Annotated in this window: 22 protein-coding genes, 4 pseudogenes and 1 riboswitch; of the genes and pseudogenes, 10 read left to right on the forward strand and 16 right to left on the reverse strand. The window is 70.0% G+C overall.

Annotation, left to right across the window (positions count from 1 at the left end; genetic code table 11):
* Nucleotides 1-36: 36 nt before the first annotated feature.
* A riboswitch (SAM riboswitch) is annotated at nt 37-150 on the reverse strand.
* A 138-nt stretch (nt 151-288) separates the two neighbouring features.
* Genes IOD14_RS21350 through IOD14_RS21365 form a run of 4 tightly spaced genes read right to left on the reverse strand, consistent with a single transcriptional unit; the run spans nt 289 to nt 4,607 of the window.
* Nucleotides 289-1,107, reverse strand: a complete 819-nt coding sequence (locus IOD14_RS21350) for a DUF1684 domain-containing protein (protein ID WP_212671172.1) — start codon at nt 1,105-1,107, stop codon at nt 289-291.
* A gap of 60 nt (nt 1,108-1,167) precedes the next feature.
* Entirely contained in the window at nt 1,168-2,091 is a 924-nt protein-coding gene (locus IOD14_RS21355; RefSeq protein WP_212671173.1) for an LLM class F420-dependent oxidoreductase, read from the reverse strand.
* Between the two features lie 18 nt (nt 2,092-2,109).
* Nucleotides 2,110-3,510, reverse strand: coding sequence for an NtaA/DmoA family FMN-dependent monooxygenase (locus IOD14_RS21360; protein ID WP_212671174.1), 1,401 nt, complete (start codon nt 3,508-3,510; stop codon nt 2,110-2,112).
* Nucleotides 3,507-4,607, reverse strand: coding sequence for an LLM class flavin-dependent oxidoreductase (locus IOD14_RS21365; protein WP_212671175.1), 1,101 nt, complete (start codon nt 4,605-4,607; stop codon nt 3,507-3,509). The genes IOD14_RS21360 and IOD14_RS21365 overlap by 4 nt, the downstream gene beginning before the upstream one ends.
* A 592-nt stretch (nt 4,608-5,199) precedes the next feature.
* On the opposite strand from IOD14_RS21365, the gene IOD14_RS21370 reads away from it, so the two are divergent.
* The 9 genes and pseudogenes from IOD14_RS21370 (at nt 5,200) to IOD14_RS21405 (ending at nt 12,269) form a co-directional block, all read left to right on the forward strand.
* Nucleotides 5,200-6,015 carry a TauD/TfdA family dioxygenase gene (locus tag IOD14_RS21370; RefSeq protein WP_212671176.1) on the forward strand — a complete coding sequence of 272 codons (816 nt, stop codon included), beginning with the start codon at nt 5,200-5,202 and terminating at the stop codon, nt 6,013-6,015.
* 97 nt (nt 6,016-6,112) lie between these two features.
* Nucleotides 6,113-6,493, forward strand: coding sequence for a hypothetical protein (locus IOD14_RS21375; RefSeq protein ID WP_212671177.1), 381 nt, complete (start codon nt 6,113-6,115; stop codon nt 6,491-6,493).
* Nucleotides 6,494-8,005 (forward strand): MFS transporter, encoded by a 1,512-nt coding sequence (locus IOD14_RS21380; RefSeq protein WP_212671178.1) that lies wholly within the window; start codon nt 6,494-6,496, stop codon nt 8,003-8,005.
* 512 nt (nt 8,006-8,517) lie between these two features.
* Nucleotides 8,518-8,718: pseudogene (locus IOD14_RS21385) on the forward strand (ABC transporter substrate-binding protein); the annotation flags it as partial.
* 88 nt (nt 8,719-8,806) lie between these two features.
* Nucleotides 8,807-9,532, forward strand: coding sequence for a GNAT family N-acetyltransferase (locus IOD14_RS21390; protein ID WP_212671179.1), 726 nt, complete (start codon nt 8,807-8,809; stop codon nt 9,530-9,532).
* A 67-nt stretch (nt 9,533-9,599) separates the two neighbouring features.
* Entirely contained in the window at nt 9,600-9,665 is a 66-nt protein-coding gene (locus tag IOD14_RS44895; protein ID WP_322724904.1) for a putative leader peptide, read from the forward strand.
* A gap of 219 nt (nt 9,666-9,884) precedes the next feature.
* A pseudogene (locus IOD14_RS21395) lies at nt 9,885-10,040 on the forward strand (F420-dependent methylene-tetrahydromethanopterin reductase); the annotation flags it as partial.
* On the forward strand, nt 10,037-11,128 hold the full coding sequence (locus tag IOD14_RS21400) for an LLM class flavin-dependent oxidoreductase (protein ID WP_212671180.1): 1,092 nt from the start codon (nt 10,037-10,039) through the stop codon (nt 11,126-11,128). The pseudogene IOD14_RS21395 and the gene IOD14_RS21400, both read left to right, overlap by 4 nt.
* Nucleotides 11,121-12,269 carry an LLM class flavin-dependent oxidoreductase gene (locus IOD14_RS21405; RefSeq protein WP_212671181.1) on the forward strand — a complete coding sequence of 383 codons (1,149 nt, stop codon included), beginning with the start codon at nt 11,121-11,123 and terminating at the stop codon, nt 12,267-12,269. Before IOD14_RS21400 ends, IOD14_RS21405 begins: the two co-directional genes overlap by 8 nt.
* A gap of 485 nt (nt 12,270-12,754) precedes the next feature.
* Here IOD14_RS21405 and IOD14_RS21410 read toward each other — a convergent pair whose 3' ends face one another.
* A complete protein-coding gene (locus tag IOD14_RS21410; protein ID WP_212671182.1) occupies nt 12,755-13,777 on the reverse strand; it encodes an NADP-dependent oxidoreductase in 1,023 nt (340 codons plus the stop codon).
* A gap of 100 nt (nt 13,778-13,877) precedes the next feature.
* On the opposite strand from IOD14_RS21410, the gene IOD14_RS21415 reads away from it, so the two are divergent.
* A complete protein-coding gene (locus tag IOD14_RS21415; protein WP_212671183.1) occupies nt 13,878-14,813 on the forward strand; it encodes a LysR family transcriptional regulator in 936 nt (311 codons plus the stop codon).
* Between the two features lie 310 nt (nt 14,814-15,123).
* Here the strand turns inward: IOD14_RS21415 and IOD14_RS21420 are convergent.
* The 11 genes and pseudogenes from IOD14_RS21420 to IOD14_RS21465 form a co-directional block, all read right to left on the reverse strand.
* A pseudogene (locus tag IOD14_RS21420) lies at nt 15,124-15,406 on the reverse strand (ATP-binding cassette domain-containing protein); the annotation flags it as partial.
* A 39-nt stretch (nt 15,407-15,445) separates the two neighbouring features.
* A complete protein-coding gene (locus IOD14_RS21425; protein WP_212671184.1) occupies nt 15,446-16,552 on the reverse strand; it encodes an aliphatic sulfonate ABC transporter substrate-binding protein in 1,107 nt (368 codons plus the stop codon).
* Between the two features lie 466 nt (nt 16,553-17,018).
* Nucleotides 17,019-17,477, reverse strand: a complete 459-nt coding sequence (locus IOD14_RS21430; protein ID WP_212671185.1) for an Rrf2 family transcriptional regulator — start codon at nt 17,475-17,477, stop codon at nt 17,019-17,021.
* A pseudogene (locus IOD14_RS44400) lies at nt 17,399-17,673 on the reverse strand (hypothetical protein); the annotation flags it as partial. The gene IOD14_RS21430 and the pseudogene IOD14_RS44400, both read right to left, overlap by 79 nt.
* A gap of 118 nt (nt 17,674-17,791) precedes the next feature.
* Nucleotides 17,792-19,021 carry an acyl-CoA dehydrogenase family protein gene (locus IOD14_RS21435; RefSeq protein ID WP_212671186.1) on the reverse strand — a complete coding sequence of 410 codons (1,230 nt, stop codon included), beginning with the start codon at nt 19,019-19,021 and terminating at the stop codon, nt 17,792-17,794.
* A 13-nt stretch (nt 19,022-19,034) separates the two neighbouring features.
* A complete protein-coding gene (locus tag IOD14_RS21440; protein ID WP_212671187.1) occupies nt 19,035-19,604 on the reverse strand; it encodes a winged helix-turn-helix domain-containing protein in 570 nt (189 codons plus the stop codon).
* Between the two features lie 364 nt (nt 19,605-19,968).
* A complete protein-coding gene (locus IOD14_RS21445; RefSeq protein ID WP_212671188.1) occupies nt 19,969-20,832 on the reverse strand; it encodes a MurR/RpiR family transcriptional regulator in 864 nt (287 codons plus the stop codon).
* A gap of 50 nt (nt 20,833-20,882) precedes the next feature.
* Nucleotides 20,883-21,830 carry an ABC transporter substrate-binding protein gene (locus IOD14_RS21450; protein ID WP_249126007.1) on the reverse strand — a complete coding sequence of 316 codons (948 nt, stop codon included), beginning with the start codon at nt 21,828-21,830 and terminating at the stop codon, nt 20,883-20,885.
* Nucleotides 21,831-21,877: 47 nt separating this feature from the next.
* The gene (locus IOD14_RS21455; protein ID WP_212671189.1) at nt 21,878-22,567 is read right to left on the reverse strand and encodes an ABC transporter permease; all 690 of its coding nucleotides are present in this window, start codon (nt 22,565-22,567) and stop codon (nt 21,878-21,880) included.
* Nucleotides 22,564-23,229: an ABC transporter permease gene (locus IOD14_RS21460; protein WP_212671190.1), complete on the reverse strand. Its 666-nt coding sequence runs from the start codon at nt 23,227-23,229 to the stop codon at nt 22,564-22,566. Before IOD14_RS21460 ends, IOD14_RS21455 begins: the two co-directional genes overlap by 4 nt.
* Nucleotides 23,226-24,362, reverse strand: a complete 1,137-nt coding sequence (locus tag IOD14_RS21465) for an ABC transporter ATP-binding protein (protein WP_212671191.1) — start codon at nt 24,360-24,362, stop codon at nt 23,226-23,228. Before IOD14_RS21465 ends, IOD14_RS21460 begins: the two co-directional genes overlap by 4 nt.
* Nucleotides 24,363-24,486 lie beyond the last annotated feature (124 nt).

Here is a 24,486-nt window from a genome sequence, read left to right on the forward strand (position 1 = left end):
CATGCCGATCCTTCCCGTCTCCGGCCCCGCTCGGGGGCCACGCGCTTGCGGTGATCGTCGGTGATCCCGCCGGGCTTTCACCTGGAGCACCCCACCGCGCGGGAGGGTTGCCGGTCAGCAAGCCAGGGCTTGACGCTGACACTCAATGCCGTTCGTGATCGTACGGAGCGGACTTGTGGTACGTCAATGCCGCAAGAGGGACGCCCCGTTGGAGAGAGCCGGTCTGCCATCTCCCCGTTCTGCCGGGGGCGACCCTCGCCCTTGCGGAGGCTCTCGCCGTGCTCGCGCTCACAGCCGCTCGCGGGGGATCTTCTGGCCCGCCTCGATCGCCACCGGCAGCCGGTTCTCGGCCGGGGGCAGCGGGCAGGTGGCCAGGTCGGTGTAGGCGCACGGCAGGTTCGCGGCGCGGTTGAAGTCCAGGACTACCGTGCCGTCGGCGGCGGGGGGACCGAGGGCCAGGGACCGGTTGGCGGCGTAGGTGGTGACCCCCGACGTCGCATCGGTGAACAGCACCGTCAGACTGCCCGCACCGCGTCCGGGGAACGCGGTCAGGGACAGCTGACGCCCGTCCAGCTCGAACTCCACCCTGCCCGGAGCGTCGTACACGTGCTCAAGGCCCTCGACCGCGGCACCCACGGTGGTCGGCCGCGGCTCCTCGAAGGGGATGTACCGGCCCGTCACGGCCCAGCGCGGGTCGGGGGCGTAGGCGGGCGTTCCGGCGAAGGCCGTGCGGAGCGGCGCGTCCGGGTGCCGGGGGCGCAGGATGTCGTTGCCGCCGCGCTTGGCGACCTCGATGACGGCGTCTCCCCAGACCGCGTGGATGTCGCTGCGCTCGGGAAGAACGCCGAAGCGGTGTTCACCCCGGACCGGCGTTCCGTCGATGACCAGTTCCTCGTCGTCGGCGAGGTTCACGACGACTCCGTCGGGGCCGGTGTGCCATGTGCCCGGTGCGTCGGGGAAGCGCTGCGGCCGGTCGTCGAGCCAGTGCAGGCCGGTGATCGCCAGGAACCCGTGGGGGTCGGCGAGCCGGGCCTCCTGGGCGCGGTGCCAGTCCAGCCAGCTCTCGGTGAAGGCCTGGAGGTCCGTTGTGGTGGCCTCGGTGGTCATGGTTTCTCCTTCGAGGGGTGCGTGCGGGGACATGTCGGGCATACGTCCCGACGGGCGTACTCAGCCGGCCAGTTCGCCGAGGAGTGCCCAGGTGCGTCGGCGATCCGTCTCACCGGCGATCTCGGTGCCCGTGAAGACGACCTCGGTGGCGCCGGCGTCCCGATACCTCCGTGTCTCGGTCTCGACTGTCTTCTCGTCGCCGATGACGGCCAGGTCGGCGGCCCGTCGGCCGCCGGAGAGTTCGATGACCCGGGCGTAGGACGGGATCTGTTCGTAGAACGCGAGGTTCTCGGTGGCCTGCGCCCGGACCGCGTCCACGTCGTCGGTGACCACGCCGGGCACCAGAGCCACGATCCGGGGTGCGGGACGGCCGGCGGCCTCGGCCGCTGCGGTCACGGCGGGAACGATGTGTTCCGCCAGGGCGCGCGGACCTGCCAGGTAGGGCAGGATCCCGTCCGCCAGTTCACCGCTGACCCGCAGTGCCTGTGGCCCCATCGCGGCGACCAGCAGGGGGATTCCGTTCCCGGCGCCCGGTACGCGCGCCGGGATCGGGGTGGTGGCGGTGAGCAGTTCGCCGTGGAAGTCGGCCGTGCCGGTTTCGGTCAACTGCCTTAGTGCGGTGAGGAATTCACGCAGGCGGGCGATGGGGCGTTCGAAGGGCATGCCGAAGCCCGTCTCGGTGAGCAGTTTCGTGCCCAGGGCCAGACCGAGGTGGTAACGGCCGTGGGTCGCCGCCTGGGCCGTCTGGGCCTGGCTGGAGACCAGCAGCGGATGCCGGCCGAAGACGGGGATCGCGGAGGTGCCCACCTGCAGTCCGGGCACCTCGCGTCCGACGATCGCTGCGAGCTGGGGTGAGTCCGCGCCGAACGTCTGGCCGAACCAGGCCGACCGCAGCCCGGCGGCCGCGGCTTCCTGGGCCAGTTGCACGCTGGCGTCGACCTGGTTCTGTGCCTCGGATGCGTTGAGTGCTACTCCCACGGTCATGTCAGTCATGGGTGGCTGTCAGCCCGCCTGCCGGTGGTCCGGTGCGGACCGGTGGGTGAGGGGTTCGCGCAGCCCGAGGTGGTCACGGAGCGTGGTGCCGGTGTAGTCGGTGCGATACAGCCCGCGCTCCTGAAGTTCCGGGACGAGCAGGTCGACGATGTCGTCGAGGCCCTCGGGGATGAGGTACGGGGTGACGTTGAAGCCGTCGATCGCGCCGTGCCGTACGAAGTGGGCGAACTTGTCGGCCAGGGCGGAGGGGGTGCCGACGTGGCCGCGCTGCGGGCCGAGCGCGATGACGGTCTCGCGCAGCGACCAGCTGTGTGCCTCCGCCTTCGCCCGCCATTCGGCCACGACCGCGCGCGGGTCGGCGATGCGCCGTGCGCCGAAGGAGCCGTCGTTGTCGCTGACGACGGGGTCCTCCTTGGGCAGCGGCCCGTCGGCGTCGCGATCGGACAGGTCGATGCCCCACAGCAGCCCTGCGATCCCCAACGCCGTTGCGGGGGTGACCTGTTGGAGGCGGATCCAGCGCTTCTTCTCCCGGGCCTCCTCCTCGGTGGCACCGATGATGATCTCCGTGCCGGGCAGGATCCGCAGGTCGTCGTCGGGCCGCCCTGCGGCGCGCAGACGGGTGCGGATGTCCTCGGCGAAGGCCAGGGCGTCGTCGAAGTCGGTGCCGTGCGCGGAGAAGATGACGTCGGCGTTGCGGGCCGCGAAGTCGCGCCCTTCGCCGGAGTCACCGGCTTGGAAGATGACCGGGTGGCCTTGTGCGCTGCGCGGCAGGGTCGGCGCGAGGTCGACGTCGAACTGTGCTCCCCGGTGGCGCACTTGGCGTACGGCACCGGGCGTCGACCATGTCCGTGCCTCCGCGGAGTCGGCGACGGCTCCGTCCTTCCAGCCGTCCCAGAGGGCGCGGGCCACCGTGAGGAACTCCTCGGCGCGCCGATAGCGGTCGGCGTGGTCGAGGTAGCCCCCGCGGCGGAAGTTGGCACCGGTCCAGGCGTTGTCGGTCGTCACCACGTTCCAGCCGGCGCGGCCCTCGGACAGCAGGTCGAGCCCGGAGAGGCGGCGGGCGAGGTCGGCGGGCTCGTTGAAGGTGGAGTTGGACGTGGAGACCAGGCCGATCCGGCGGGTGACCGCGGCCAGCGCCGCGAGCTGGGTGATGGCGTCCGGCCGCCCGGCCACGTCGAGATCGTGGATCCTGCCGTCGACCTCGCGCAGCCGCAGTCCCTCGCCGAGGAAGAACGCGTCGAACAGTCCGCGTTCGGCGGTCTGGGCGACCCGGCGGAAGGAGGCGGGGTCGATCTGGGAGCCGCTGTCGGGGGCGGACCAGATGGTCCAGTGGTTGACGCCCTGGAAGAACACCCCGAAGTGCAGCTGGGCGTCGGGCCGGGGGACGTCGAGGGGGTCGGTGCGGGTCATCGGGTCTCCTCCTGGACGGCCGCGGTGGCGAAGCGGTTGGCGGGGCGCTCCAGGCCCAGGGTCGAGCGCAGGGACGTGCCGGGCAGAGGGCGGGCGACGAGACGGCGTTCGGACAGGGCCGGCAGGACGAGGCGGGACAGGACGGGAAGGTCCTCGTCCAGCACCAGCGGATGCAGCCGTACGCCGTCGACGTGACGGCTCAACTCGCCCAGCAGTGCGATCAGTCGGTCTGCCGGACCGATGTGCCGCAGCCTTCCCCGATCGGTCCACGGGGCGTGCCGTTCCAGGTCGGCGACGCGCTCGGCGCCGGTGGCGTCAGGCGTGTCGAGCGCCACCTCGACCTCCGCGAAGACGCGGGGTGTGCCCGCGGCCGTGGCGGCCGTGGCGACTGCCGTCAGGTCGCGGCCCTCGACGAGGCCGACATCGAGCTGCGCTGCGGGCACCTGGCCGGTCCTGCCCAGGACGACGAGCTGCCCCTGGGGCGGGCGCGGCACGATCGCCGGGCCCTTGACGGCGTAGGTTTCTCCGGTGAAGTCGATGTAGTGGAGCCGTTCGCGATCGAGGTAGCGGCTCGTGGCCACGGACCGGATGACCGCGTCGTCCTCCCACGAGTCCCACAGGGCGCGGGCCACCTCCACCCCGTCCCGGGACTCCCGGGCCCGCGCGTCGGCGTCGGCGACCACGGGGCGGCCCCAGGCGCGGGCCGCCTCGGGGCGATCCTCCTCCGTCACCACCCATCCGGCGCGGCCGGCGGAGATGTGGTCCAGGGACGCCAACTGGCTGGAGACATGGAAGGGTTCGGCATAGGTGACCGGGACGACGGGCGCGATCCCGATGGTGCTCGTGGACGCCGCGAGGAAGGCCGCCCGCTCCACCGCGCCGATGCGGCCCACCGGATCCGGTGAGGCCCCGGGCGGCAGCACGCCGTCATCCAGGGTGATCAGTGTGAACCCGGCGTTCTCGGCCACGGCGGCGACCCGGGCCACGCGGCGAGGGGTGAGCAACTGGTCGGGCGAGTGGGCGGCGCGGCGCCAGGCCGCGGGATGGGCACCCTCGCCGTCGATCTCAACGGCGAGGTGCAGGGTGGGGCCGGACAAGGGGGAGTTCCTTCCGAGATGCACGCGAACTCGCGGCCGTAGGGCACAAGGCCTGCGGCCACGACGAGACGGCCGGCGGGACGGGCCGGCAAGGGTCAGACGTGTGCGGAGGGACAGACGGCGGAGGAGGTGCGGCAGTAGTCGACATGCCGCCGGGTGATCAGCCGCGCACCCGTGCAGGCACCCTGTGGTGCCGCGCCAGATACGCGCATCGAAGGCCTCCACCTGTCAGAAAATTGCTAGTTCAACGTATGTCGTCCGCCGGTGCGAGTGTCAAGGGCCTGTTGTCGAGGCCTCATGCCCCGGGCCCGGCCGGGCGCAGAGCTCCCGTTCCACTTCGGTCGGCCCGTCGTCGCCGTGACGGAGCCCAGGCCGTCCGCCCGTCATTTCATGCAGCTGCAACGATTCATCCCTCAACTTCCTGCTAGACATGATGGGGTGACCACCTCAGCGCTCCACCGCAGGCTGTACGTGGATCTGGCGCGTGTCGACGCCTCCGCGTGTCGATGCTTCTGACCTCGTCTCCGCCCGTTCCGCGTGAGGCGACCGCGCGCACGTCATCCCCGTAGGGCAGCACTGAGAGAGGAATGCCATGACCACGACTGTCTCGAGCCACGAGATACGCCGGGCCGGTCCGCGATTCGGCGCGGAGGTGATCGGCATCGACCTGAGGGCCGGCGTCGACGACGAAACCGCCGAGGAGCTGCGTCGGGCGTTCAGCGAGCACAAGGTGCTGGTGTTCCGCGGCCAGCACCTCACACCGGAGCAGCACGTCGAGGCCGTACGCATCTTCGCGGAGCCCTTCGACCACCCGACCGCGGTGAAGGACCCCACCCATCCGCTGGTCTATCCCTACGACGTCCAGCGCACCGGCAAGGCCGGCACCTGGCACATCGGGGGACTGTGGCGGCAGCCGGTCTTCGCGATCGAGTCGCTCACCTACGAAGTCGTGCCCGAGCTGGGCGGCCACACCCTGTGGGCCGATCTCCAGGCGGCGTACGACGACCTGTCCGAGCCGTTCAAGGAACTCCTCGGGTCGGTGGGCGCGGTGTACGACGCTCATGTCGCGAACTACGCACAGGGCAGCAAGCGCGTCGAGGTCGAGGAGACCGTGGAGCATCCTGTCGTGCTGGAGCACCCGGAGACGGGCCGCAAGGGACTGTTCATCAGCACCTCGGCGCGCGGTCTGACGGGTGTCACAGAGCAGGAGGGGAAGGCGCTGCTCGACTACCTGCTCAGGCACGCGTCCTCGCCCGACTACACGATCCGTTTCGGCTGGAACGCCGGTGACTTCGTGCTCTGGGACAACCGGGCGACCTGGCACTACGCCGTGGACGACTACGGAGACGGCGCCCGCGTCTACCGCAAAGTCATCGGAGTGGAGCCGGTGCGGCAGCCCGCGGCTTGAGGGAGTCCGCTGGGGTATCGGCAGTCCTTTCCGGGTAAGCCGCCGCGCCGACCAGTTCGATCAGGTCCACCTCACCGAAATCCTGCCCCCGCAGGTCGTGTTGACCGACTTCTCCCACCGGCTCGGCGGCTTCGGCCTCGGCGCCCTCCCGCTCGATGGCTCCCTGGACCCCCACCGCGCCAACCCCGTCAACCGGGACCTCGGCCGGCGCGTCGCGAACGACGACCGCACCGTCACGGACCCGCCCCAACAGATCGCCTGCCACATCGAGGAGTGGTTCCATGATCGCGCCGCCGACGGCTCTGACGTGATCTTCGCGTATCCGCCCGGCACCCCGGACGACTTCGCCGAGCCCGCACAGCGCCGCCGTGGCCACACGGTCCCCGAATTGCGCCGCCGCGGCCTGTTCCGCGCCCACTGCACGGGCCACACGCCGCGCGACCGGCGTGGTCTGCCGCGGCCGTCCCGGCGGGTGTAGATGCTTCCGGGAGAAGACCGCACCGCGCGGCGGGTGCTGCTGGTGTGCATGGCGGCGGGTGCCACGACCCTGCTGGACCAGGCCGTCCTGAACATCGCGGTCCCGAGCATGCGCGAGTCGCTCGGGGCGACCGGGGCGGATGTCCAGTGGATCGTGGCCGGGTACTCGCTGGCCTTCGGGCTGGCCCTCGTCCCCGGTGGCAGCCTCGGTGACCTGCACGGGCGCAAGCGTCCCTTCCTGGCCGGGGTGGCTGTCTTCCTCCTGGCCGGGGTGACGGCAGCCACGGGGGGAGGGCCCGGGACCCTGATCGGTGCCCGGCTGGTGCAGGGTGCCGCGGCCGGGCTCGTCAACTCGCAGGTGATCGGCACCATTCAGGACGTCTTCCACGGTCAGGCCCGCGGGCGTGCGCTGGGCCTCTACGCAGTCACCGGCGGCGTGGCCACGGCCCTCGGCCCGCCCCTCGGCGGTGCCCTCGTCGCCGGCCTGGGCCCCGAGGCGGGCTGGCGGTGCTGCCTGTTGCTGAGCTCACCGTGCGCGGTAGTCACCCTGCTCCTCGCGGCCCGCCGGCTGCCCCCGCCCCGGCGCACCGCACGCAATTCCCGACTGGACGTCCTCGGCCTCGGTCTGCTGTGCGGCTGCACGCTGACCCTGATGGTGCCCTTCATCCGCACACCCGACAGCGGGGGACAAGCACTTCTGTGGGGCACTGCGGTGTGCGCACTGGCAGCCGTCTTCGCCGTGCACCAACGCCTACGAGTACGACGCGGCCGTCAGCCGCTGGTGGACCGGGCGCTGACCTCGTCGAAGCCGTACCTGCTGGGCACGGCCGTCGCCATGGCCCAGTTCGGCTCCTCACTGGCAGCGTTCCTGGTCATCACCGTCTTTCTGCAGGACGGGCTCGGCCTGTCCGCCCTGCTCACGGCGGCGGTCACCCTCCCCGGGGCGGTTGGGATGGGCATCTCCTCGGCTCTCGCCTGGCGGCTGGTGCGGCGGATCGGACCCCGTACCGTGACGATCGGCCTGACCCTGGGAATCGGTGCCCTCCTGTCGGGGGCGGTCGTCGCGCTCTGCGTGCCGACGGCGGTGCTGCCCGTGGCTCTGGCCGGAACACAGCTGCTGTCCGGCGTTGCCGGAGGGCTCACGGTGTCACCCAACCAGGCCCAGGTGCTCCAGCACGCTCCGGCGGAAGCCGCCGGAGTGGGCGGCGGCATCCTGCAGATGGCCCAGCGCATCGCGGCGGCGGTCTGCCTCAGCGCCGTCCCCGCGGTGTACCTGCACGCTGCTTCCGGTCCACCGGGAGGCGGCCACCCGCGGGCCGGATACGCGCTGGCGTCCGGCGTCTGCGCCGGTCTGCTCGCCGTGGCCCTGCTGCTCTCCCGTCTGCGTCGCGCCGCCACGCCGTCCCCTCTCCAGGGAGCCGAACCGACCACGCGTGGCGCGGATGGCGCGCCCGTCGCCCGCCACGTCCCACCGACCCGCTCACCCCACCACACCCCAGGGAGGAACACGTGAGTTCGACCAGAACCCGCCCTGCCCTCGTCGTCCTGGACCCGACGGTCCTGCTGTCCGGGTCTGCCGCCGTGCCGCGTGCTTCGGCGGTCGACAATTCGCCTACGACTCATCTGCTACGACGCCACAGCCGAGGCCCTCGCGACTGCCGGGGCGTCCACCCAGAGCAAGGTCTCCGAGGCCAAGACCATCAGCGCCGAGCTGCCCGCCGCCGCCAAGAAGGACGGCAAACCGGAGTGCGGCATCGGTGCCCTGCCGGCCGGGTTCCCGCCTCGGCCTTGAGTCCCGACACCGCGGCGACCAGGCGGCCGAGGTCGGTCTCGGAGCCGGTAAGGGTCTTCTGGTCGTTGCCGACGTCCGCCTGTGCACCGAGGAGCGCAAGAAGTACGAGTTCGCCTCATACCGGCAGGACGACTTCGCCTTCGTCGGTGACGTCGGAGAAGGCCACGTCACCCTTGCCACTGTCGATCCCGACGAAGAGGTTCTCCCAGGTGGAGTTCTTGACCTCGCCCCTCGGCGCGGGCGCGAGCCTGCAGGGCCTGATCGCGGCAACGGCGAAGACGGACAGGGGACTCGCCCAGCCGCTAGCCGGCGCGATCAACCACCTGATCAAGAACGGTCAGTACGCCGAGTGGCTCAAGGCGTACAACCTCTCGAACGAGGCCGTCGCCAAGTCCGAGGTCAACCCGCCTGACCTGCCCCTCGACAATTCCTGACCACCGCGCACGGGGACTCCACCGCCGCCCCGCGATGGGTCCCCGCGTGCTGGACACCCCGATCCGCGACCCTGGAGACCGCCACACCATGTCCGTCACCATCCTCGACGCCAGCCCCTCGCACATCCTGGACAACCCCGCCTGGGCCGCGCTCACCGGCCCCCACGCCCACTTCGCCGAAAGAATCGGCCACGCCGCCCGCTATCACCAGGACGTGGCTCCCTTCTACGCCGTCTCCGACGAGGACGACCCGCGTGCCTGGGTCGACCTTGCCGCGCTCGTCGGCCCCGGCGGCACCGCCTCGGTGCGGGGCGTCACCGAGGCGCCGGATGGCTGGGAGGTCGTCGGCACGGGATACGGCGTCCAGCTCGTGGACACCGGCCTGCGTGCGGAGCCCGACCCCGAGGCCGTACGGCTCGGCCCCGACGACGTGCCCGAGATCCTCGACCTGGTCGCCCGCACCGAACCCGGCCCCTATCTGCCTCGCACCGTCGAGATGGGCACCTACCTGGGCATCCGCCACCGCGGCCGCCTGATCGCCTTGGCCGGCGAACGCCTCCATCCACCCGGCTGGACCGAGATCAGCGCCGTGTGCACCGCCCCGGGCTACCGCGGCCGGGGTTTGGCCACCCGTCTGGTCCGCGCCGTCGCGGCCGGAATCAAGGAGCGCGGCGAGCGGCCCTTCCTGCACGCCAGGGCCGACAACGCGAACGCGATCCGGCTGTACGAGTCGATCGGCTTCACCCTGCGCCGTCGTACGGCCTTCTCGCTCGTACGGCAGAGCGAAGCCGCCGTCCTGGAAGAAACGGCATAACAGCGCCGTTGTGTGTGTCGAACGCGATGACTTGGAGGTGGGCCACGTGACACGTGTACTGCGTGCCGTGCGCCTCCACAGCCGGCCCCACATCGACCTCCAGCGCGTGGCCGGCGCCCTCTGTTGTTCCTGACCCTTCCCCAGCCTTCGGCCGGGGACCCTCATCTGCCTGCGGTCGCCTCCGCCGTGCCCCCGCTCCGCGGGCCGGTGATCTCGTACGGACCTTCAGGAAGGCACCCTCGTGTCCTCAACTCCCTCTCCCCACCAGCCTCTTGCCGTCGCCTTTGAGGGCACCGGCCGGCACCCCGCCTCCAGGCGTGAGTCGGTTGCCCGCGCCCGGGACCTCATAGGCTCACCGGAGACGCTCGATGCCTTCGCCGGCAAGGTCGTCCCGCTCCTTCAGGAACAGGGCGTCTTCCGGACCGAGTACGAGAGTCCGACCCTGCGCCACCATCTCGGCCTCGCCCGCCCGGACGACGATCAGGACGAGCAGCGGGTGGCGTCATGAAATTCCTCGCCATCACGCTCATCGTGCACCGCCCGGATCCCGTCACCGGGGTACAGAAGCCGACCCACGACCGCTTCCGCGAGGTCCTCGACAACGCAGTTCTCGCCGAGGAGCTGGGCTTCGACGGTTTCGGTGTGGGGGAGCGCCACGAGCGGCCGTTCATCTCCTCCTCACCGACCGTCGTACTCAGCCATGTGGCCGCCCTGACGAAACGCATCCGCCTGTTCACGGCGGTCACGACGCTCAGCCTGCTGGACCCGGTCCGGGCATACGAGGACTACGCCACCCTCGACCACCTGTCCGACGGACGCCTCGACCTGATCATCGGCAAGGGCAACGGCGCCGCTCAGCGCGACCTGTTCCACGTCACGCCCGAGGACCAGTGGGACCGCAACGCCGAGAGTTACGAGGTCTTCCGGAAGATCTGGCGCCAGGACAAGGTCACCGCCGACACCCGCTTCCGTCCCCCGCTGACGGACGCCGAGGTCTGGCCGCGGCCGTACCAGCGACCGGTCCGGGTCTGGCACGGCAGCGCGACCAGCAAGGAGTCGGTCGACCTGGCCGCCCGCTACGGCGACCCGCTCTTCTCGGCGAACGTCACCCACCCCATCGAGCCGTATGCCGAGTTGATCCGCCACTACCGCGACCGGTGGGAGCACTACGGCCACGACCCGGCGCAGATCACCGTCGGCGCCGGCACGGCAGGTATCCACGTGGCCCCCACCTCGCAGGAGGCGTTGGCTGCGTACCGGCCGGTCTTCGAGTCCAATCTGGCGTTCTTCAAGAAGGCGGGCCTGCCGGTCGTCTTCGAGACCCTGGAGGACTTCGTCGAACGCAGCTCCGCTCTGATCGGCAGCCCGCAACAGGTCATCGACAAGGTGCACCGCTACCACGAACAGTTCGGGCACACCGTGCTCCACCTGCACGCCGACGCGAGCGGGCTGACGGAGTCCCAGCACCGGGCCTCCCTCGAGCTGTTCCAGTCCAAGGCCGCCCCCGTGCTGCGCCGCGAGATCCCGGACCCGCCGTTCGTATGGGGACCCGTGCTTCCGGCGCCACCGCTCACCCAGGAGTCCGTCCATGTCTGATACTGCCCTCGGCGTTCTCGATCTGGTCCCGATATCTTCCGGCTCGACGGCAGCCGATGCCCTGCGCAACTCCATCGACCTCGCACAGCAGGCCGAGCGCTTCGGATATGCCCGCTACTGGTTCGCCGAGCACCACCTCAATCCGGGCGTGGCCGGCACGTCCCCCGCGGTCGTCCTTGCCCTGACCGCATCCGCCACTTCCACCATCCGACTCGGCTCCGGGGCGGTGCAGCTCGGGCATCGCACGGCGCTCTCGACGGTGGAGGAGTTCGGCCTGCTCGACACGCTGCACCCGGGCCGCTTCGATCTGGGGCTGGGCCGCTCGGGCGGCCGCCCGCCGGGACAGCCGGCCGCACCCTTGCCGACGGCGACCCCGGTCGTCGACGGCCGCACCCCGAACGGCCTGCTGATCCCGCCCCGCTTCTCCTTCGAGCAGCTGCTCGGGTCACCCCGCATCGCGTTGCAGCGCAGGCTGCTTCTGCTGCCGGGCGCCGAGTCACAGGACTACGCCGAACAGATCGACGACATCCTCGCCCTGCTCTCGGGCACCTACCGCTCTCCGGAGGGCGTCGAGGCGCACGTCGTGCCGGGGGAGGGCGCCGACGTGGAGGTGTGGATCCTGGGCAGCAGCGGTGGTGAGAGCGCCGCTGTCGCGGGCCGCAACGGTCTTCGGTTCGCGGCGAACTACCACGTCAGCCCGGCCACGGTCCTGGAGGCGGTGGAGGGTTACCGGTCCTTCTTCCAGCCCTCCGAGTTCCTCGACAAGCCGTACGTCAGTGTCTCGGCGGACGTCGTCGTCGCCGAGAGCGACGCCACCGCCCGGGCACTCGCCACCGGCTACGGCCCATGGGTCCGCAGCATCCGCACCGCCGAGGGCGCCATCGAGTACCCGACGCCGGAGGAAGCGGGTGCCCACCCATGGACCGACGAGGACCGGGCCCTCGTCCAGGACCGCATCGACACCCAGTTCGTCGGCTCACCGGGCAGGGTGGCCGACCAGTTGGAACAACTCCAGGAGGCCACAGGCGCGGACGAGTTGCTGATCACGACGATCACCCACGACCACACGGACCGGGTCCGTTCGTACGAACTGCTCGCGGAGGAATGGCGCCGACGGGGTCACTCCTTCCAGCCGAGCTGATGTTCGGGAGCCCCAGAGCTCCCACCGACCGGCTGCACGCGACCGCTTCGGCGCGGCTCGTCTCGTCATCGCGCCGACAGCGGAGGACCCTTTGCGTGAAGACGACCACGCGAGGACGACCTCGTGTTCGTCCTTTGCCGCGGCGAGGGACATCTACCGCGAGCGCAGCAAATGGGGGTCCTTGGGCCGAAGACCGGGGGGAGGGCCGACGACGTTGAAGCACGACAGCACCGTGGTCCCCAGCCCCTCGGTCCACCCGGGGCGACCGGGACCGGCGGTCCAGCGAGGATCTGCAGCGCACCGCGAAGCCCGTGTCCGAGGCGCGTGTTCGTCGAGGGGGCACGAACTGGGCATGCAAGGGATCGGCATCCCGTCGGCCTCCGAGCACGCCCGGCTGACTCTGGCGGAGGGCAGGCGCCGCGCTCGGCCAGGCCCAAGAACTCCCCGGCCCGTACGGGCGGGCGCGATCGAGTCGCTCGATCTCGTCACCGCACATCGGTTCCTTGCGTGCGGTCTCGCACGATGATCTTGCCGATGTTCTCACCGCGCAGCATTCCCAGGAACGCGTCCACGATGTGCTCGAACCCGTCGACCACCGTCTCATCCCGTGCGAGCCGGCCGCTCTGCAGATGTGGAACCGCGAACTCGTACAACTCCTCCTGCAGATCGCGGTAGTTGCTCACCAAGAACCCCTCCATGCGAATGCTTTTCTCCACGATGTCCGCGTGGTTGAAGCGCGGCGGCGGGGCGTCGGGGGTGTTGTACTGGCTGATCGTGCCGATGCGGACGACGCGTCCGAACTCGCGCAGTGCTCCCACCGCGGCGGCCAGTTGCCGGCCGCCGACATTGTCGACGAACACATCGATGCCGTCCGGTGCGGCCTTGGCCAGCAGGGCCGCGGCGGGCCCGTCGTGGTAGTCGAAGACCGCGTCGTAGCCGACCTCCCGCGTGAGATGGTCGGCCTTCGCCGCCGAGCCGGCGCTGCCCACGAGCCGTCCGGCGCCGAGCAGCCGTGCGAACCGCCCGGTCGCCGTGCCGACCCCGCCCGCTGCGGCCGACACGAACAGGTCCTCACCCTCCCGGAGCCGGGCGATCCGGGTCAGGCCCACATAGGCGGTCAGGCCGGTGCCACCGAGGACGGACAAGTACGCGCTCAGGGGCACCCCGTCGAAACGGGGCAGCTGCCGGACCTCCTCGGGCGTGACGACCGCGTGCGTGCGCCAGCCCTTCCGGTGGAACACGATCTCTCCCTCGGTCAGCCGAGGTGTGCGCGAGGCAATGACCCGGCCGATGGCGCGGCCCTCAAGAGGTGCGTCGAGCGCGAAGCCGCCGGGCACGTCGTCCATCATTTCGCGGTGATAGGGGTCGACGGACCAGTAGAGGTTCTTCACCAGCGCGGTGCCGACTGCGAGGTCGGAAAGCGTGGACTCGACGAAAGTGAAGTGTTCGGCGGTGGGAAAGCCGTGCGGGCGGGCAGTCTGGTGCACGGTGAGCGCGGTGTCGTTCATGACGGGACCGTAGGGCGGGAATGCGTCTGCTGGGCAGCCGGTTGGGCTCATGCGACACGCCGTTCCATGAGCACTTCTCATACGTTGAGGTGAGCGCCCCGTGGCCCGCACGAACGAGTCCGATCTCGCCCCGCACGAACTTCGCGTCCTGGTGGCGATCGCGGACACCGGTGGCTTCTCGGCCGCGGCCGGGGCACTGGGCATGACCCAGTCCGCGGTCTCCCACTCGGTCCGCGGCAGCGAGCGCAAGATCGGCGCCGTGCTCTTCGAACGCGGCCGCGCCGGTGCCCGCCCCACCCCGGCCGGGGGACGGGCGGTGGCTTACGCCCGTCGCATCCTGCGTCTGCTGGACGTCCTGTCCGCTGAGGCCCGGAGTGCGGCGCGGTCCGACGTGGCCGAGGGACCACTGCGGATCGCGGCCTTCCGGAGCGCCGCTCTTCACCTCCTGCCGCCCGCCCTTGAGCGGCTGCGGGCCCGGCATCCCGGAATCGAGCCGCACGTGCGGATCGTACGAGAGGTGGGACGCGGTACCGCCGGCGAAGTGGCCGACGGGAAGGCCGACATGGCCATCGCCACCCTGGGCGGCTCTCTGCCGCTGCCTCCGGGCCTTGTCGCGCACGCACTCCTCGAAGAGCCGTACGCCCTGGTACACGCGGCGGGCCACGCCGCCCCGCGTTCGCTGCCGCTGGTCGACTGGGCCGAGAACTGCGGCTCCTACACCCGCGGCTGGTGGGCCGCACAGGACTGGATCCCGAACGCGACCATCGAGGCCGAGGACGACGGAGCCGTGCTCTCCTTGGTGAGCGCAGGTCACGGGATGGCTGTCATGCCCGCCCTCTCCTTGGTCGGAGCAGCGGACTCGGTCGGGATCACCGATCTGGGATCTGAGCGCCCGACCCGCCAGGTCGGCTACGTCACCGCCTCTGAACTGGCCGGATCCACCGTCGTACGCGCCTTCGTGAGGGAACTGCGGGCCACGGTCTCCCAGTGGGGTGAGCATGCTCCGCCCCGCGGCTCGATCAGGCCGCATGCGTGACCTGGGGGACCGCTGGTGCTCGACGGCACTGCGGCCAGGAGATCAGGAAGGCACCCGCACTCCGCCCACGTGTTGCGGTGATCACGCTCACCGCCGGGACGAGGAGGCGGCCTGCGCTCCGGTGCAGACCGTGGACTGGGCGGAGGACGCCCGGCCTCCGGCGGTTTCACAGGGCGCCATGACCAGTAGGGAGGGCCTCGGCGGCTACCTCGCCGACCGGGACTGGATGGCGCGCGTCCTCGGCGAGACCCATGCCCGCATGGACGAACTCGCCCGACCTTCAACCTTGGTACGGCGCTGCGGCCTGGCGGCCGCGCAGCTTGCTTGCGAGTCCGATGTTCTGGCCCGTGGGCAGCCATGGGAGCAGGGCGTGTCTCTGGAAGTCAGGGCGGGTCCGGCCGTCTGCCGTGATCGAGCCGGCGGACGGCCGGTCCAGTCCCGCGACCAGGTTGAGCAGGGTGGACTTGCCGCGGTCCGAGACCCCCAGGAGGGTGACGAACTCTCCTGGGGGGCGGACTTCGAGACGTGCTCGATGCCGGTGGCGTGTGTCACGCCGTGGTGTCCTCGGCAGCCTTGGCGACAGCGGTGGCCATGGTCGTCACCTGCTGGGAGTTGATCGGGGCCGGTCGGCGTTACTGGGCGCCGAGACCGGCGTCGCTGACCTCGGCCTTGCCGTCGGCCTTGAGGACCTTGTTCAGCAGGGTGAGGTCGTAGATGCCCGTCAGGTCGGGCTTGTCCAGGAGGCCGGCCTTGACCGCGTGCTGTGCCTCGGTGTTGAGGGTGGAGGCCAGCGGGTCGTCGAGGAAGGTGATGGACTTCCAGGCCGGGTCGATGACGGCGGCCGACAGCGCCTTGCCCGACAGCTTCTCCAGTGCCGTGTTGGCGGCCGCCTTCGCCTTGTCCGGGTTGGCGTTGATCCAGGCGTTGGTCTTCACGGTGCCGCGCAGCACGGCCTCGACGACGTCGGGGTGCTCCTTGAGGAACTTCTGCGACACGATGATGTTCGTGATCACGAACTTCTTGTCGGGCCACAGGGAAGACTCGTCCAGCAGTACCTTGGCGCCCTCGGCGACCAGCTTCGATGCGGTGGGCTCCGGCACCCAGGCGCCGTCGATGGAGCCGGACTTGTAGGCGTCCGGCGTGATCTTGTTGTCGGTGCGGACCACCGACACGTCGCCCTTGCCGCTCTCCGCGTCGACCTTCCAGCCCTGATCGGCGATCCAGTTGAGGAACGCCACGTCCTGCGTGTTGCCGAGCTGAGGTGTGGCGATCTTCTTGCCCTTGACGTCCGCCAGGGTCTTGATCTTCTTCGGGTTGACGACCAGCTTCACACCGCCGGAGGCGGAACCGCCGATGATCCGCAGGTTCTTGCCGTTCGACTTGGTGTAGCCGTTGATGGCGGGGGAGGGGCCGATCCAGCCGATGTCGATGGCGCCGGCGTTCAGAGCCTCGATCTCGGACGGGCCGGCGTTGAAGGTGGACGCCTTGATCGTGGTGCCGCCGAGCTCCTTCTGGAACAGGCCCTCCTGGACGCCCACCAGAGCGGTGGCGTGCGTGAGGTTGGGGAAGTAGCCGATCTTCACCTCGTCGGTGGAGAGCTTCTTGGCACCTGCCGCGACCGTGGGCTGCTTGCCGTCGTCGGTGGAGTCGGAACCGTAGCCGCATGCGGTGAGCACGAGCGGGAGCGCGGCTAGGACGGCGATGGTGCGCAGGGTGGTGAGCGGTCTCGCGGCAGACACGGGGGTGTCCTCTCAGGGGTGTGCGATCAGGGAGATACGAAGGGATACGAACAGGTGAGGCGACTGCTTGTCGGCTCGCACCGACACTCCACTCCTCGGCCGCGGGCATGCCGTCGCGGGCTGAGAACTGGAACGAGGGCCGTAGCCGGCCGAAGGCGTCCGCGCCGTCGAGGAGGCGGAGCGGCGGGGGCCCATGCGGCTGGGGCAGAGTCAGGTTGTGCGGCGCCGGAGTGGCCGACAGATGGCACTGGACGTGCGACCGAGGTCGATGTGGCGACGCGAGGTCAGAAGGGGCGGCATCCCGCCTGTGCGGTCCAGCGTTGTCATGCCCACCCCCCCAGATCCCTAGTTTTCCTACCTGGCTGATGGGGATCGTGACAGAAGCAGGCGTCCACCCCAAGAGGGTGTTCGTATGGCGGACGCGGCCATCTCGCTTTATGAGATTGGCCTTAAGCGACCGAGTGCGTCAGGGGTTTATCCAGGCACCTGGGGTGTTGGTCAACGCGGACACGTCGCTGGGCAGTTGGGCCGACGCGACGTCGGCGAGCGACACGCCCTCGAGGATCTCGCGCACGTTGGAACGTAGCGCGATCCACAACGGCAGCAGCGACTCGGCGGGGCCGGTGTAGGAAAGGTCGGGAGGGCGCACCCCGCGCACCGAGACGAGTGGTCCCTCCACGGTACGGATGACGTCGGCGATGCTGATGGACTCGGCCGGCCTGGCCAGCCGGTAGCCGCCGTTGCCGCCGCGCTGACTGAGTACGAGCCCGCCGCGGCGCATGTCGTTCAGGATGCTTTCGAGGAATTTGTGTGGGATGTCCTGAGCGTCGGCGATGGCCTCGGCTTTCAGTGGCCCGTCATCCCGTGACGCTGCGAGCTGCAGCGCGGCACGTACCGCGTAGTCCGCCCTGGCTGAGATCCGCATGTGCACATTATTTCAGGTGAGGTGTGGGTTCGGGGTTCGTGGAAGGTGCCGTCGCGGAGCATGGTGCACAGGACGCAGATGCGGGGGCGCGAGGCGGGGTCGTGCAGGGCGCCGAACGCGGAGAGCGACACCACGCGCTGCTGCTCCCGGTTGTTGCCCGTGTGGGTGCGTCCTCGCTGTGGATCGAGGTCGCGGACGACTCTTGTGGCCAGGGCGAGACCGGGGCAGGAGGCCAGGTGGCGGCGGGTGGGGCAGCCGGTGCCGTGCTGACAGTGACCAGCAAGGTGGTGGCGGTCCTGACCCTTGTTTCTCGGTCACACAGGCAGGACGAACGGAGGGTGCGCGCCGTTGAGGAAGTAGTCCCCGACATCGCGGAGCCGGTGGGCGGCAGGCTCGTACAGAGTGTGCGTACGGGCATTGCGCCAGAAGCGGTCGAAGCCCAGCCGTGAGGACGCGGAGCGGGAGCCGATGATGTCGAGGGCGCGGGTGGTGGACTCCTGTGCGGCCCTGTTCGCGGCGACTTCGGCCACGCTCACCAGGACCGAGATGTCCGCGTACTCGTCGTAGGTGAGGTCCTGGCCGTGGGCCAGTCCGCCGTGCACGGCTTCCACCGCTTGCTCGGTGAGCGCGGAGGCGGCGCGGGCGAGGACGGTGAGTTCCCCGTAGGTGGTCAGTGTCTGCGGATCCTGGGAAGAGCCGGCCTGCCAGGCGGGATGCCAGGGTGAGTGGCCCGCCCTGCTGTACTCACGCGCTTCCGCGAGCACTCCCTCAGTCATGCCGAGAAGGAGCTGGACGGAGAGGAGACGTCCGACCGGCGATGCGAGAGCGGTGAGAGGTGACAGGACATCCTCGTCCGCGGACAGGGAGCCGAGCATGTCCTCGGCGACGACCGGTACGGCGTCGAACTCCACGCTGCCGCCGGCCGCGAGCCGCTGGCCGAAGGTGTCGGCGTCGCCCTCGATCGTTACGCCGTGATGAGCGGGATCGACGACCACGGCGACTGGTTCGCCAGTGTCGGCCCGCTCGGCCCGCACGACGAGGCGGTCGGCGACCTGGACCCCGGTGGTGTAGGTCTGCCGACCGTCGAGCACATGGCCCCTGGCTTTCCTGGTCAGGGTCAGAGGCGGTTCTTCAGAGGCGAAACCGCCGCCCCAGCACCACTGCTCCGCCGCGGACCTCCGCTCGATCTGAGCGGCGAGAGCGGGCTCGGTGAAGAACCGGGCGTACCACGACAGGAAGTAGTGACAGCCGAGCAGTTGACCGATCGCGCCGTCGGCGGCGGCGACCTCCCGTACGACGGCGTACGCCGTGGGCCAGTCCGCGCCACCTCCCCCGAGCTCGTCCGGTACGAGGAGCGTCAGCAGTCCGGCTTCGCGCAGCCGGGACACCTCGTCGAACGGGGCCTTGCCCGCATGCTCCCTGTCCGCCGCGTCCGTGGCCAGGTCGTCCGCCGTCTCGCGGGCCACCCGCAGCCAGTGCGCACGGCCGGGCCTGGTCCGGTCGGATTCCGAGGCGGGTCCGGACGGCGCAGTGGCAAGGCCCATGGCGATGGTCTCCTCAAGGTCGGCGGCACGGTGCGGTGTTGGGGCTTTCCGGCTGGTCGGGCGCGTACTTGTAGCCCACGCGCCGCACGGTGACGATGTGGTGCCGGTGAGCCCTGCCCAGCTTGCGGCGCAGTCGCGCGATGTGGACGTCCACGGTGCGGCCGTCGCCGATGTGGTCGTAGCCCCAGACGCCGGCCATCAACTGCTCGCGCGAGTGCACCTGGTGGGGATGCAGAACGAGACGGGCCAGCAGCCCGAATTCCAGGTAGGTGAGGTCGAGTTCACGTCCGTCCAGTTCTGCCACACGTCGAGCGGGGTCGATGCGCACGACACCGTCTCCCGACTGCTGCACGGGAGGTGAGTCCGTGTAGACCACCGGTCGGATCTCCGGACGTGGCACGTCCTTGGCGAAGAGCTGGGTGGGGTCGGTGCCCTCGGGAACGAGCACGAGGTAGCCGACAAGGGGGGTGGAACCGTGTTGCTCCGTACCGCTCTGCGTGGTGTCGTCCACGAGGCGGAGACGGCGTATGTCCGGGAGGGATGAATCCGGTGGAGTGGCCTGGGCCGGAAGTGCCGTGGTCATGGCGGTCGTCCTTCGGAAGTGTGTCGGGTCGTCAGGCTCAGTGGGTGGGTTCGCCTGATCACCTGGGAGGAAGGAGAAGGAGCGGAGGGGCACGCGCAAGGTGAGAGCCGCGTGCCTACGCGCGACAGCAGGCGGCGCTGACGACGTGACCAAAGTCGACATGCCGACGACGAGTGAGTCGTTGCTGCGTGTGGGGCATGTGCATCATCCTGCGCACCCGACGGGCAGGCCGTCAATGTTTTCCTAGTAAGTCGATAGGAAATGTAGGGAACGCAACACCGGGGCGTGCTCAACGGCCCCCGCCGACCCATCCGGGCCGTGGTTGACGAAAGCGCGATGTGCTGCCTCGGCCATCCGGCCTGGCTCAGTCGACGAACAGCCCCCGCGCCGCGGCCCGCGCGTCGAACTCCTCCAGGTGGACCTGGGCGTCCGGAAGGGCGTCGCACATCGCTTCCAGGAGGACCTGACCCAGCATCGTGGGGGCGCTCACGGTGTCGAACACCAGGCCCGTCCCCACGGCCGCCGGCAGGAGCAGATCGCTGTGGGCGGCCACCGGGGCGAACGTGCCGTCGGCGATCGTCACCACGGTCAGCCCCGTGTCATGGGCGTGGCTGAGTGCGGAGAGGGTCTCCCGCGGATGGCGGGGCAGCGCGAAGCACAGGAGCGCGCTCGCGCCGGCGTGCCGGGCCGCGTCGACACGGTCGGCGAGCAGGGAACCGCCCTCGTCGAGCAGGCGCACGTCGGGGTGGATCTTCGCGGCGAAGTAGGCAAAGCCCCGCGCCGGAGCGGCGGAGGCACGCAGCCCGAGCACCGGCAGTGGCCGGGAGGCGGCGAGCAGCCGGCCGGCGCGCCTGATGGGCCCCGGATCTGCGAGCAGGGTCGCCAGGTGCCGCAGGTTGTCGATCTCGGTCTGCACCGCTTGCTGGTACGGGTTGTTCGGCTCCTGGTCCGAGCCGGTTCCGGGAGGCGAGAGTTCTCGCACATGACTGCGCAGCCCCGGATATCCGTCGAAGCCGAGGGCGATCGCGAAACGGGTCACCGACGGCTGGCTCACGCCGGCCAGTTGAGCCAGTTCGACGCTCGACAGAAAGGGCACCTCCGCCGCTCGCTGCACCAGGCAGTGGGCGATGCGACGCTGCGTCGGGGTGAGGCGACGGCTTTCGAAGAGCTGGTGCAGCCGAGCGAAGGTGCCGACAGCAGGCATGTCGGTGCCGGCACCTTCACTCATCCGTTCCCCCAGCCGTTGTGTTGCCGAACCGGTCAGCGCTGCCGAACCCGTCAGTTCACGAGGCCGGCCTTCGTCAGCCACTCCTTCGCGACCGTGCTGGCGTCCTCCTTGTCGTTGACGAGCTTCTTCATCATGTCCTGCAGGTCGGCGGTGGTGAGCTTGGCGGAGACGCCGTTGAGCGCCGCCTTGGCCGTGTCGTTGACCGCGGACTTGTAGACGAGGGGCGTGACGTTCTGCGAGGAGAAGAGGTTCTTCGGGTCCTCCAGGACCACCAGCTTGTCCTCGACGATGGCAGGGTCGGTCGTGTAGATGTTGGCGGCCTGCACCTTGTCGGACTCCAGCAGCTTCAGCAGGGTGCTCTGGGCGCCCGCGTCGAGCGGCTGGAACTTCCCGAACTCGACGCCGTAGATCTTCTGCAGACCGATCCAGCCCTGCTGACGGGTCTTGAACTCCGATCCGGCGCCGAGAGTCAGCTTGCCGGCGACGGGCTTGAGGTCGGCGAGGGTCTTGAGGTTGTACTTCTTGGCGGTCTCCGCGGTGACCGTGACCGAGTCCTTGTCCTGGGCCTCGGCGGAGTCGAGGATCTCCACCGACGACGGGAGCTTCTTCTTCAGCTCGGCGTTGATCTCCTCGGTGCCGGTCGCGGTGCTCGTCTTGTCGACCGCCACTGCCAGCAGGGCGCCGTTGTACTCGGGGAAGACGCTGATGCCGCCCTTGACGATCTGGTCGTAGTAGACCTCACGGGCTCCGATGTCGAACTTGCGCGTCACCTTCAGGCCCTTGGCTTCCAGTGCCTCGGCGTAGATCTCGGCGAGCAGCTGGTTCTCGGGGAAGTTCGCCGAGCCGACGACGAGGGTCTTGCCGTCGCCGGCTGCGGCACTGCTGCTGCCCGTCAGCGGGTTGCTGTCGCTGTCGCCGCCATCACCGCAGGCGGTCAGCGAGAAGGCGGCGATCAGGCCGAACGCGGCGGCGCGGTACACAGCTCTCTTGGGGCTCATGGGTGTTTCCTTTCTCAGGGCCCTCAGGGCCGGAAGCTCTGCAGAACTCAGGATCTGGACGCCGGGGCCCGCAGGCCCGGCGAGACGATGACGCGCCGCAGCGCGGTGAAGACGATCTGGACGACGAGCGCCAGGAGGACGACGACGGCGGAACCGCCGATGACGAGCTGGTAGTCGTTGCGGGAGAGTCCGTCGACGATGAAGCGGCCCAGGCCACCGAGGCCGGGGTAGGCCGCGACGGTCGCGGTGGCCACGACCTGGATCGCGGCGATCCTGAGGCCGAGGAGGATCAGCGGCAGCGCCATCGGCACCTCCACCCGTACCAGCACCTCCCACTCGGTCATGCCGACCCCGCGCGCCGCGTCCCTGGTGGCGGGGTCCACACCTCGTACGCCCTCGAAGGTGTTGATGAGGATCGGCGGGACCGCCAGCGCGACCAGGGCGACCAGCACCGGTGTGGTGCTCAGCCCGGCGAGCGTGACGACGAGGACCACCAGACCGAAGGTGGGGATGGCCCGCGCGAGGTTGGCGACGCTGGCCACGGCGAACGCGCCGCGCCCGGTGTGCCCGACGAGCAGCCCGAACGTCAGCCCGATCAGGGCGGCGAACAGCAGCGACACCCCGCTGTAGGTGAGGTGTTCCAGGAGCCGGTGGGGGATGCCGTCGTCGCCGTGCCACTGCTGTGAGGACGTCAGCCATTCCCCCACGAGCCGGACCTGGTTCAGGAAATCGTTCATGACGACGTCACCTTGCTCCGGGACCACGGGGTGAGCAGCCGCTGAGCGAGAACCAGCAGCGCGTCGGTGGTGAGCGCGAGCAGCATGATGAGCACGATCGCGGTCACGATCGGGGTCGGGAAGTCGAGCTGGAGGCCGCGGGTGATGTAGTAGCCGAGGCCGCCCTGTCCGATCAGTTGGCCGACGGCGACGAGACTGATGGACGAGACGGCGGCGACGCGTACACCGGCTATGACGACGGGTACGGCGATCGGGAGTTCGACCTGGACGACTCGGCGTACCGTGCCGAATCCCAGTGCGGTGGCGGCCTGCCGGACCGGTTCGGGGACCGAGGCGAGGCCGTCCACGACGTTGGGCACCAGAACCGACAGCGTGTACAGCGTCAGCGGGATCATCACCGTGCGTTCGGTCAGCCCCGTGTAGCGGACGAAGATCATGAACAGGGCCAGTGACGGTATCGAGTAAAGGATGTTGGCAACCGTCAGCACCGGCGGATAGAGCCAGCGCCAGCGATGACATGCGATCCCGAGCGGCACCGAGATGATCAGCCCGAACAGCACCGGCAGCAGGCCCAGTCTCAGATGCACGCCGGTGTAGTCGGCCAGCTCGCCGGCGTGATCGCCGATCCACTGCCACCGGACCAGCGGCTCACCGTCGCTCATCGGTCATCACCGTCGGCCTTCTCACCGTTGGCCGCCGTCTCGGCGGCTTCGGCGGCCGCCACGACGGACAGCTCATGGGCGTCGGCGACCCCGACGACCGCGCCGTCCGCGTCGACCCCCACCGCGAGCCGGGCGGGCGACAGGAGCGCGGAGTCGAGGGCAGCCCGTGCCGAGTCTCCGGCGAGGCTGAATGTGTGGCCGAGGGGCGTCAGAGGCGTGTCGGCCAGCGTGCCGCTCTCGGGCAGGTCGGCGGACGCGGCCCAGCCGAGCGGTCGCCGGGCGTCGTCGACGACGAGCAGCCAGGGCTCACCGGCCGCGCGGGCCTGCGCGACGGGAGTGGTGGCCGGCAGGACCGGACCGTGGCGCAGCGGCACCTCGGCGGCCTTGACGAAGGACAGCCGGCGAATGCCACGGTCCTGCCCCACGAATCCGGCGACGAAGTCGTCGGCCGGGTGGGCGAGGAGCCGCTCGGGGGTGTCGAACTGGGCGAGCTTTCCGCCGGTCCGGAAGACCGCGATGTTGTCGCCGAGTTTGATCGCCTCGTCGATGTCGTGGGTGACGAACACGATCGTCTTGTGCAGCTCCTTCTGCAGCCGGATGAACTCCGCCTGCAGCTCCGCCCGGACGATCGGGTCGACCGCGCTGAACGGCTCGTCCATCAGCAGCACCGGCGGGTCGGCGCCCAGCGCTCTGGCCACCCCGACGCGCTGCTGCTGCCCGCCGGAGAGCTGGTTCGGGTAGCGCTTGGCCATCTCCGCCGGCAGCCCGACCAGTTCCAGCAGTTCCGCCGCCCGTGCCCGCGCCTTCTTCCGGCTCCAGCCGAGGAGCAGCGGGACGGTGGCTATGTTGTCGAGGATGGTGCGGTGCGGGAACAGCCCCGCGTGCTGGATGACGTACCCGATGCCACGGCGCAGCTCGGGGGCGTGGACCTCGCGGATGTCCCGGCCGCGCAGGCTCACCGTCCCGGCGGTCGGCTCGACCATGCGGTTGATCATGCGCAGGGTGGTGGTCTTGCCGCAGCCGGAGGGACCGACCAGGACCGTGATGCCGCCCTCGGCGAGCTCCAGGGACAGTTCGTCCACGGCTGTGGTGCCGTTCGGATAGTTTTTGCTCACCGCGTCGAATCTGATCAAGGCTGCCCCTTACCCCGACTGCATATGGTCATGCAGAGTTATGCCTGGATGAATGGCAGTCAATGGCTGACTGTTAACGGCGCGTTACGTTCGTACGAAATCAGCAACTGCCCAGCTCAGACGT

This window comes from Streptomyces sp. A2-16 (assembly GCF_018128905.1).
Taxonomy (GTDB): Bacteria; Actinomycetota; Actinomycetes; order Streptomycetales; family Streptomycetaceae; genus Streptomyces.

What these genes read in the sequence shown, in the direction of transcription:
- IOD14_RS21405 (WP_212671181.1), top strand. Translation starts at nt 11,121, where the DNA reads ATGTCTGATACTGCCCTCGGCGTTCTCGATCTGGTCCCGATATCTTCC.
- IOD14_RS21350 (WP_212671172.1), bottom strand. Translation starts at nt 1,107, where the DNA reads ATGACCACCGAGGCCACCACAACGGACCTCCAGGCCTTCACCGAGAGC.
- IOD14_RS21380 (WP_212671178.1), top strand. Translation starts at nt 6,494, where the DNA reads ATGCTTCCGGGAGAAGACCGCACCGCGCGGCGGGTGCTGCTGGTGTGC.
- IOD14_RS21400 (WP_212671180.1), top strand. Translation starts at nt 10,037, where the DNA reads ATGAAATTCCTCGCCATCACGCTCATCGTGCACCGCCCGGATCCCGTC.
- IOD14_RS21455 (WP_212671189.1), bottom strand. Translation starts at nt 22,567, where the DNA reads ATGAACGATTTCCTGAACCAGGTCCGGCTCGTGGGGGAATGGCTGACG.
- IOD14_RS21410 (WP_212671182.1), bottom strand. Translation starts at nt 13,777, where the DNA reads ATGAACGACACCGCGCTCACCGTGCACCAGACTGCCCGCCCGCACGGC.
- IOD14_RS21450 (WP_249126007.1), bottom strand. Translation starts at nt 21,830, where the DNA reads ATGAGCCCCAAGAGAGCTGTGTACCGCGCCGCCGCGTTCGGCCTGATC.
- IOD14_RS21370 (WP_212671176.1), top strand. Translation starts at nt 5,200, where the DNA reads ATGACCACGACTGTCTCGAGCCACGAGATACGCCGGGCCGGTCCGCGA.
- IOD14_RS21430 (WP_212671185.1), bottom strand. Translation starts at nt 17,477, where the DNA reads ATGCGGATCTCAGCCAGGGCGGACTACGCGGTACGTGCCGCGCTGCAG.
- IOD14_RS21360 (WP_212671174.1), bottom strand. Translation starts at nt 3,510, where the DNA reads ATGACCCGCACCGACCCCCTCGACGTCCCCCGGCCCGACGCCCAGCTG.
- IOD14_RS21390 (WP_212671179.1), top strand. Translation starts at nt 8,807, where the DNA reads ATGTCCGTCACCATCCTCGACGCCAGCCCCTCGCACATCCTGGACAAC.
- IOD14_RS21460 (WP_212671190.1), bottom strand. Translation starts at nt 23,229, where the DNA reads ATGAGCGACGGTGAGCCGCTGGTCCGGTGGCAGTGGATCGGCGATCAC.
- IOD14_RS21445 (WP_212671188.1), bottom strand. Translation starts at nt 20,832, where the DNA reads ATGAGTGAAGGTGCCGGCACCGACATGCCTGCTGTCGGCACCTTCGCT.
- IOD14_RS21355 (WP_212671173.1), bottom strand. Translation starts at nt 2,091, where the DNA reads ATGACCGTGGGAGTAGCACTCAACGCATCCGAGGCACAGAACCAGGTC.
- IOD14_RS21440 (WP_212671187.1), bottom strand. Translation starts at nt 19,604, where the DNA reads ATGACCACGGCACTTCCGGCCCAGGCCACTCCACCGGATTCATCCCTC.
- IOD14_RS21435 (WP_212671186.1), bottom strand. Translation starts at nt 19,021, where the DNA reads ATGGGCCTTGCCACTGCGCCGTCCGGACCCGCCTCGGAATCCGACCGG.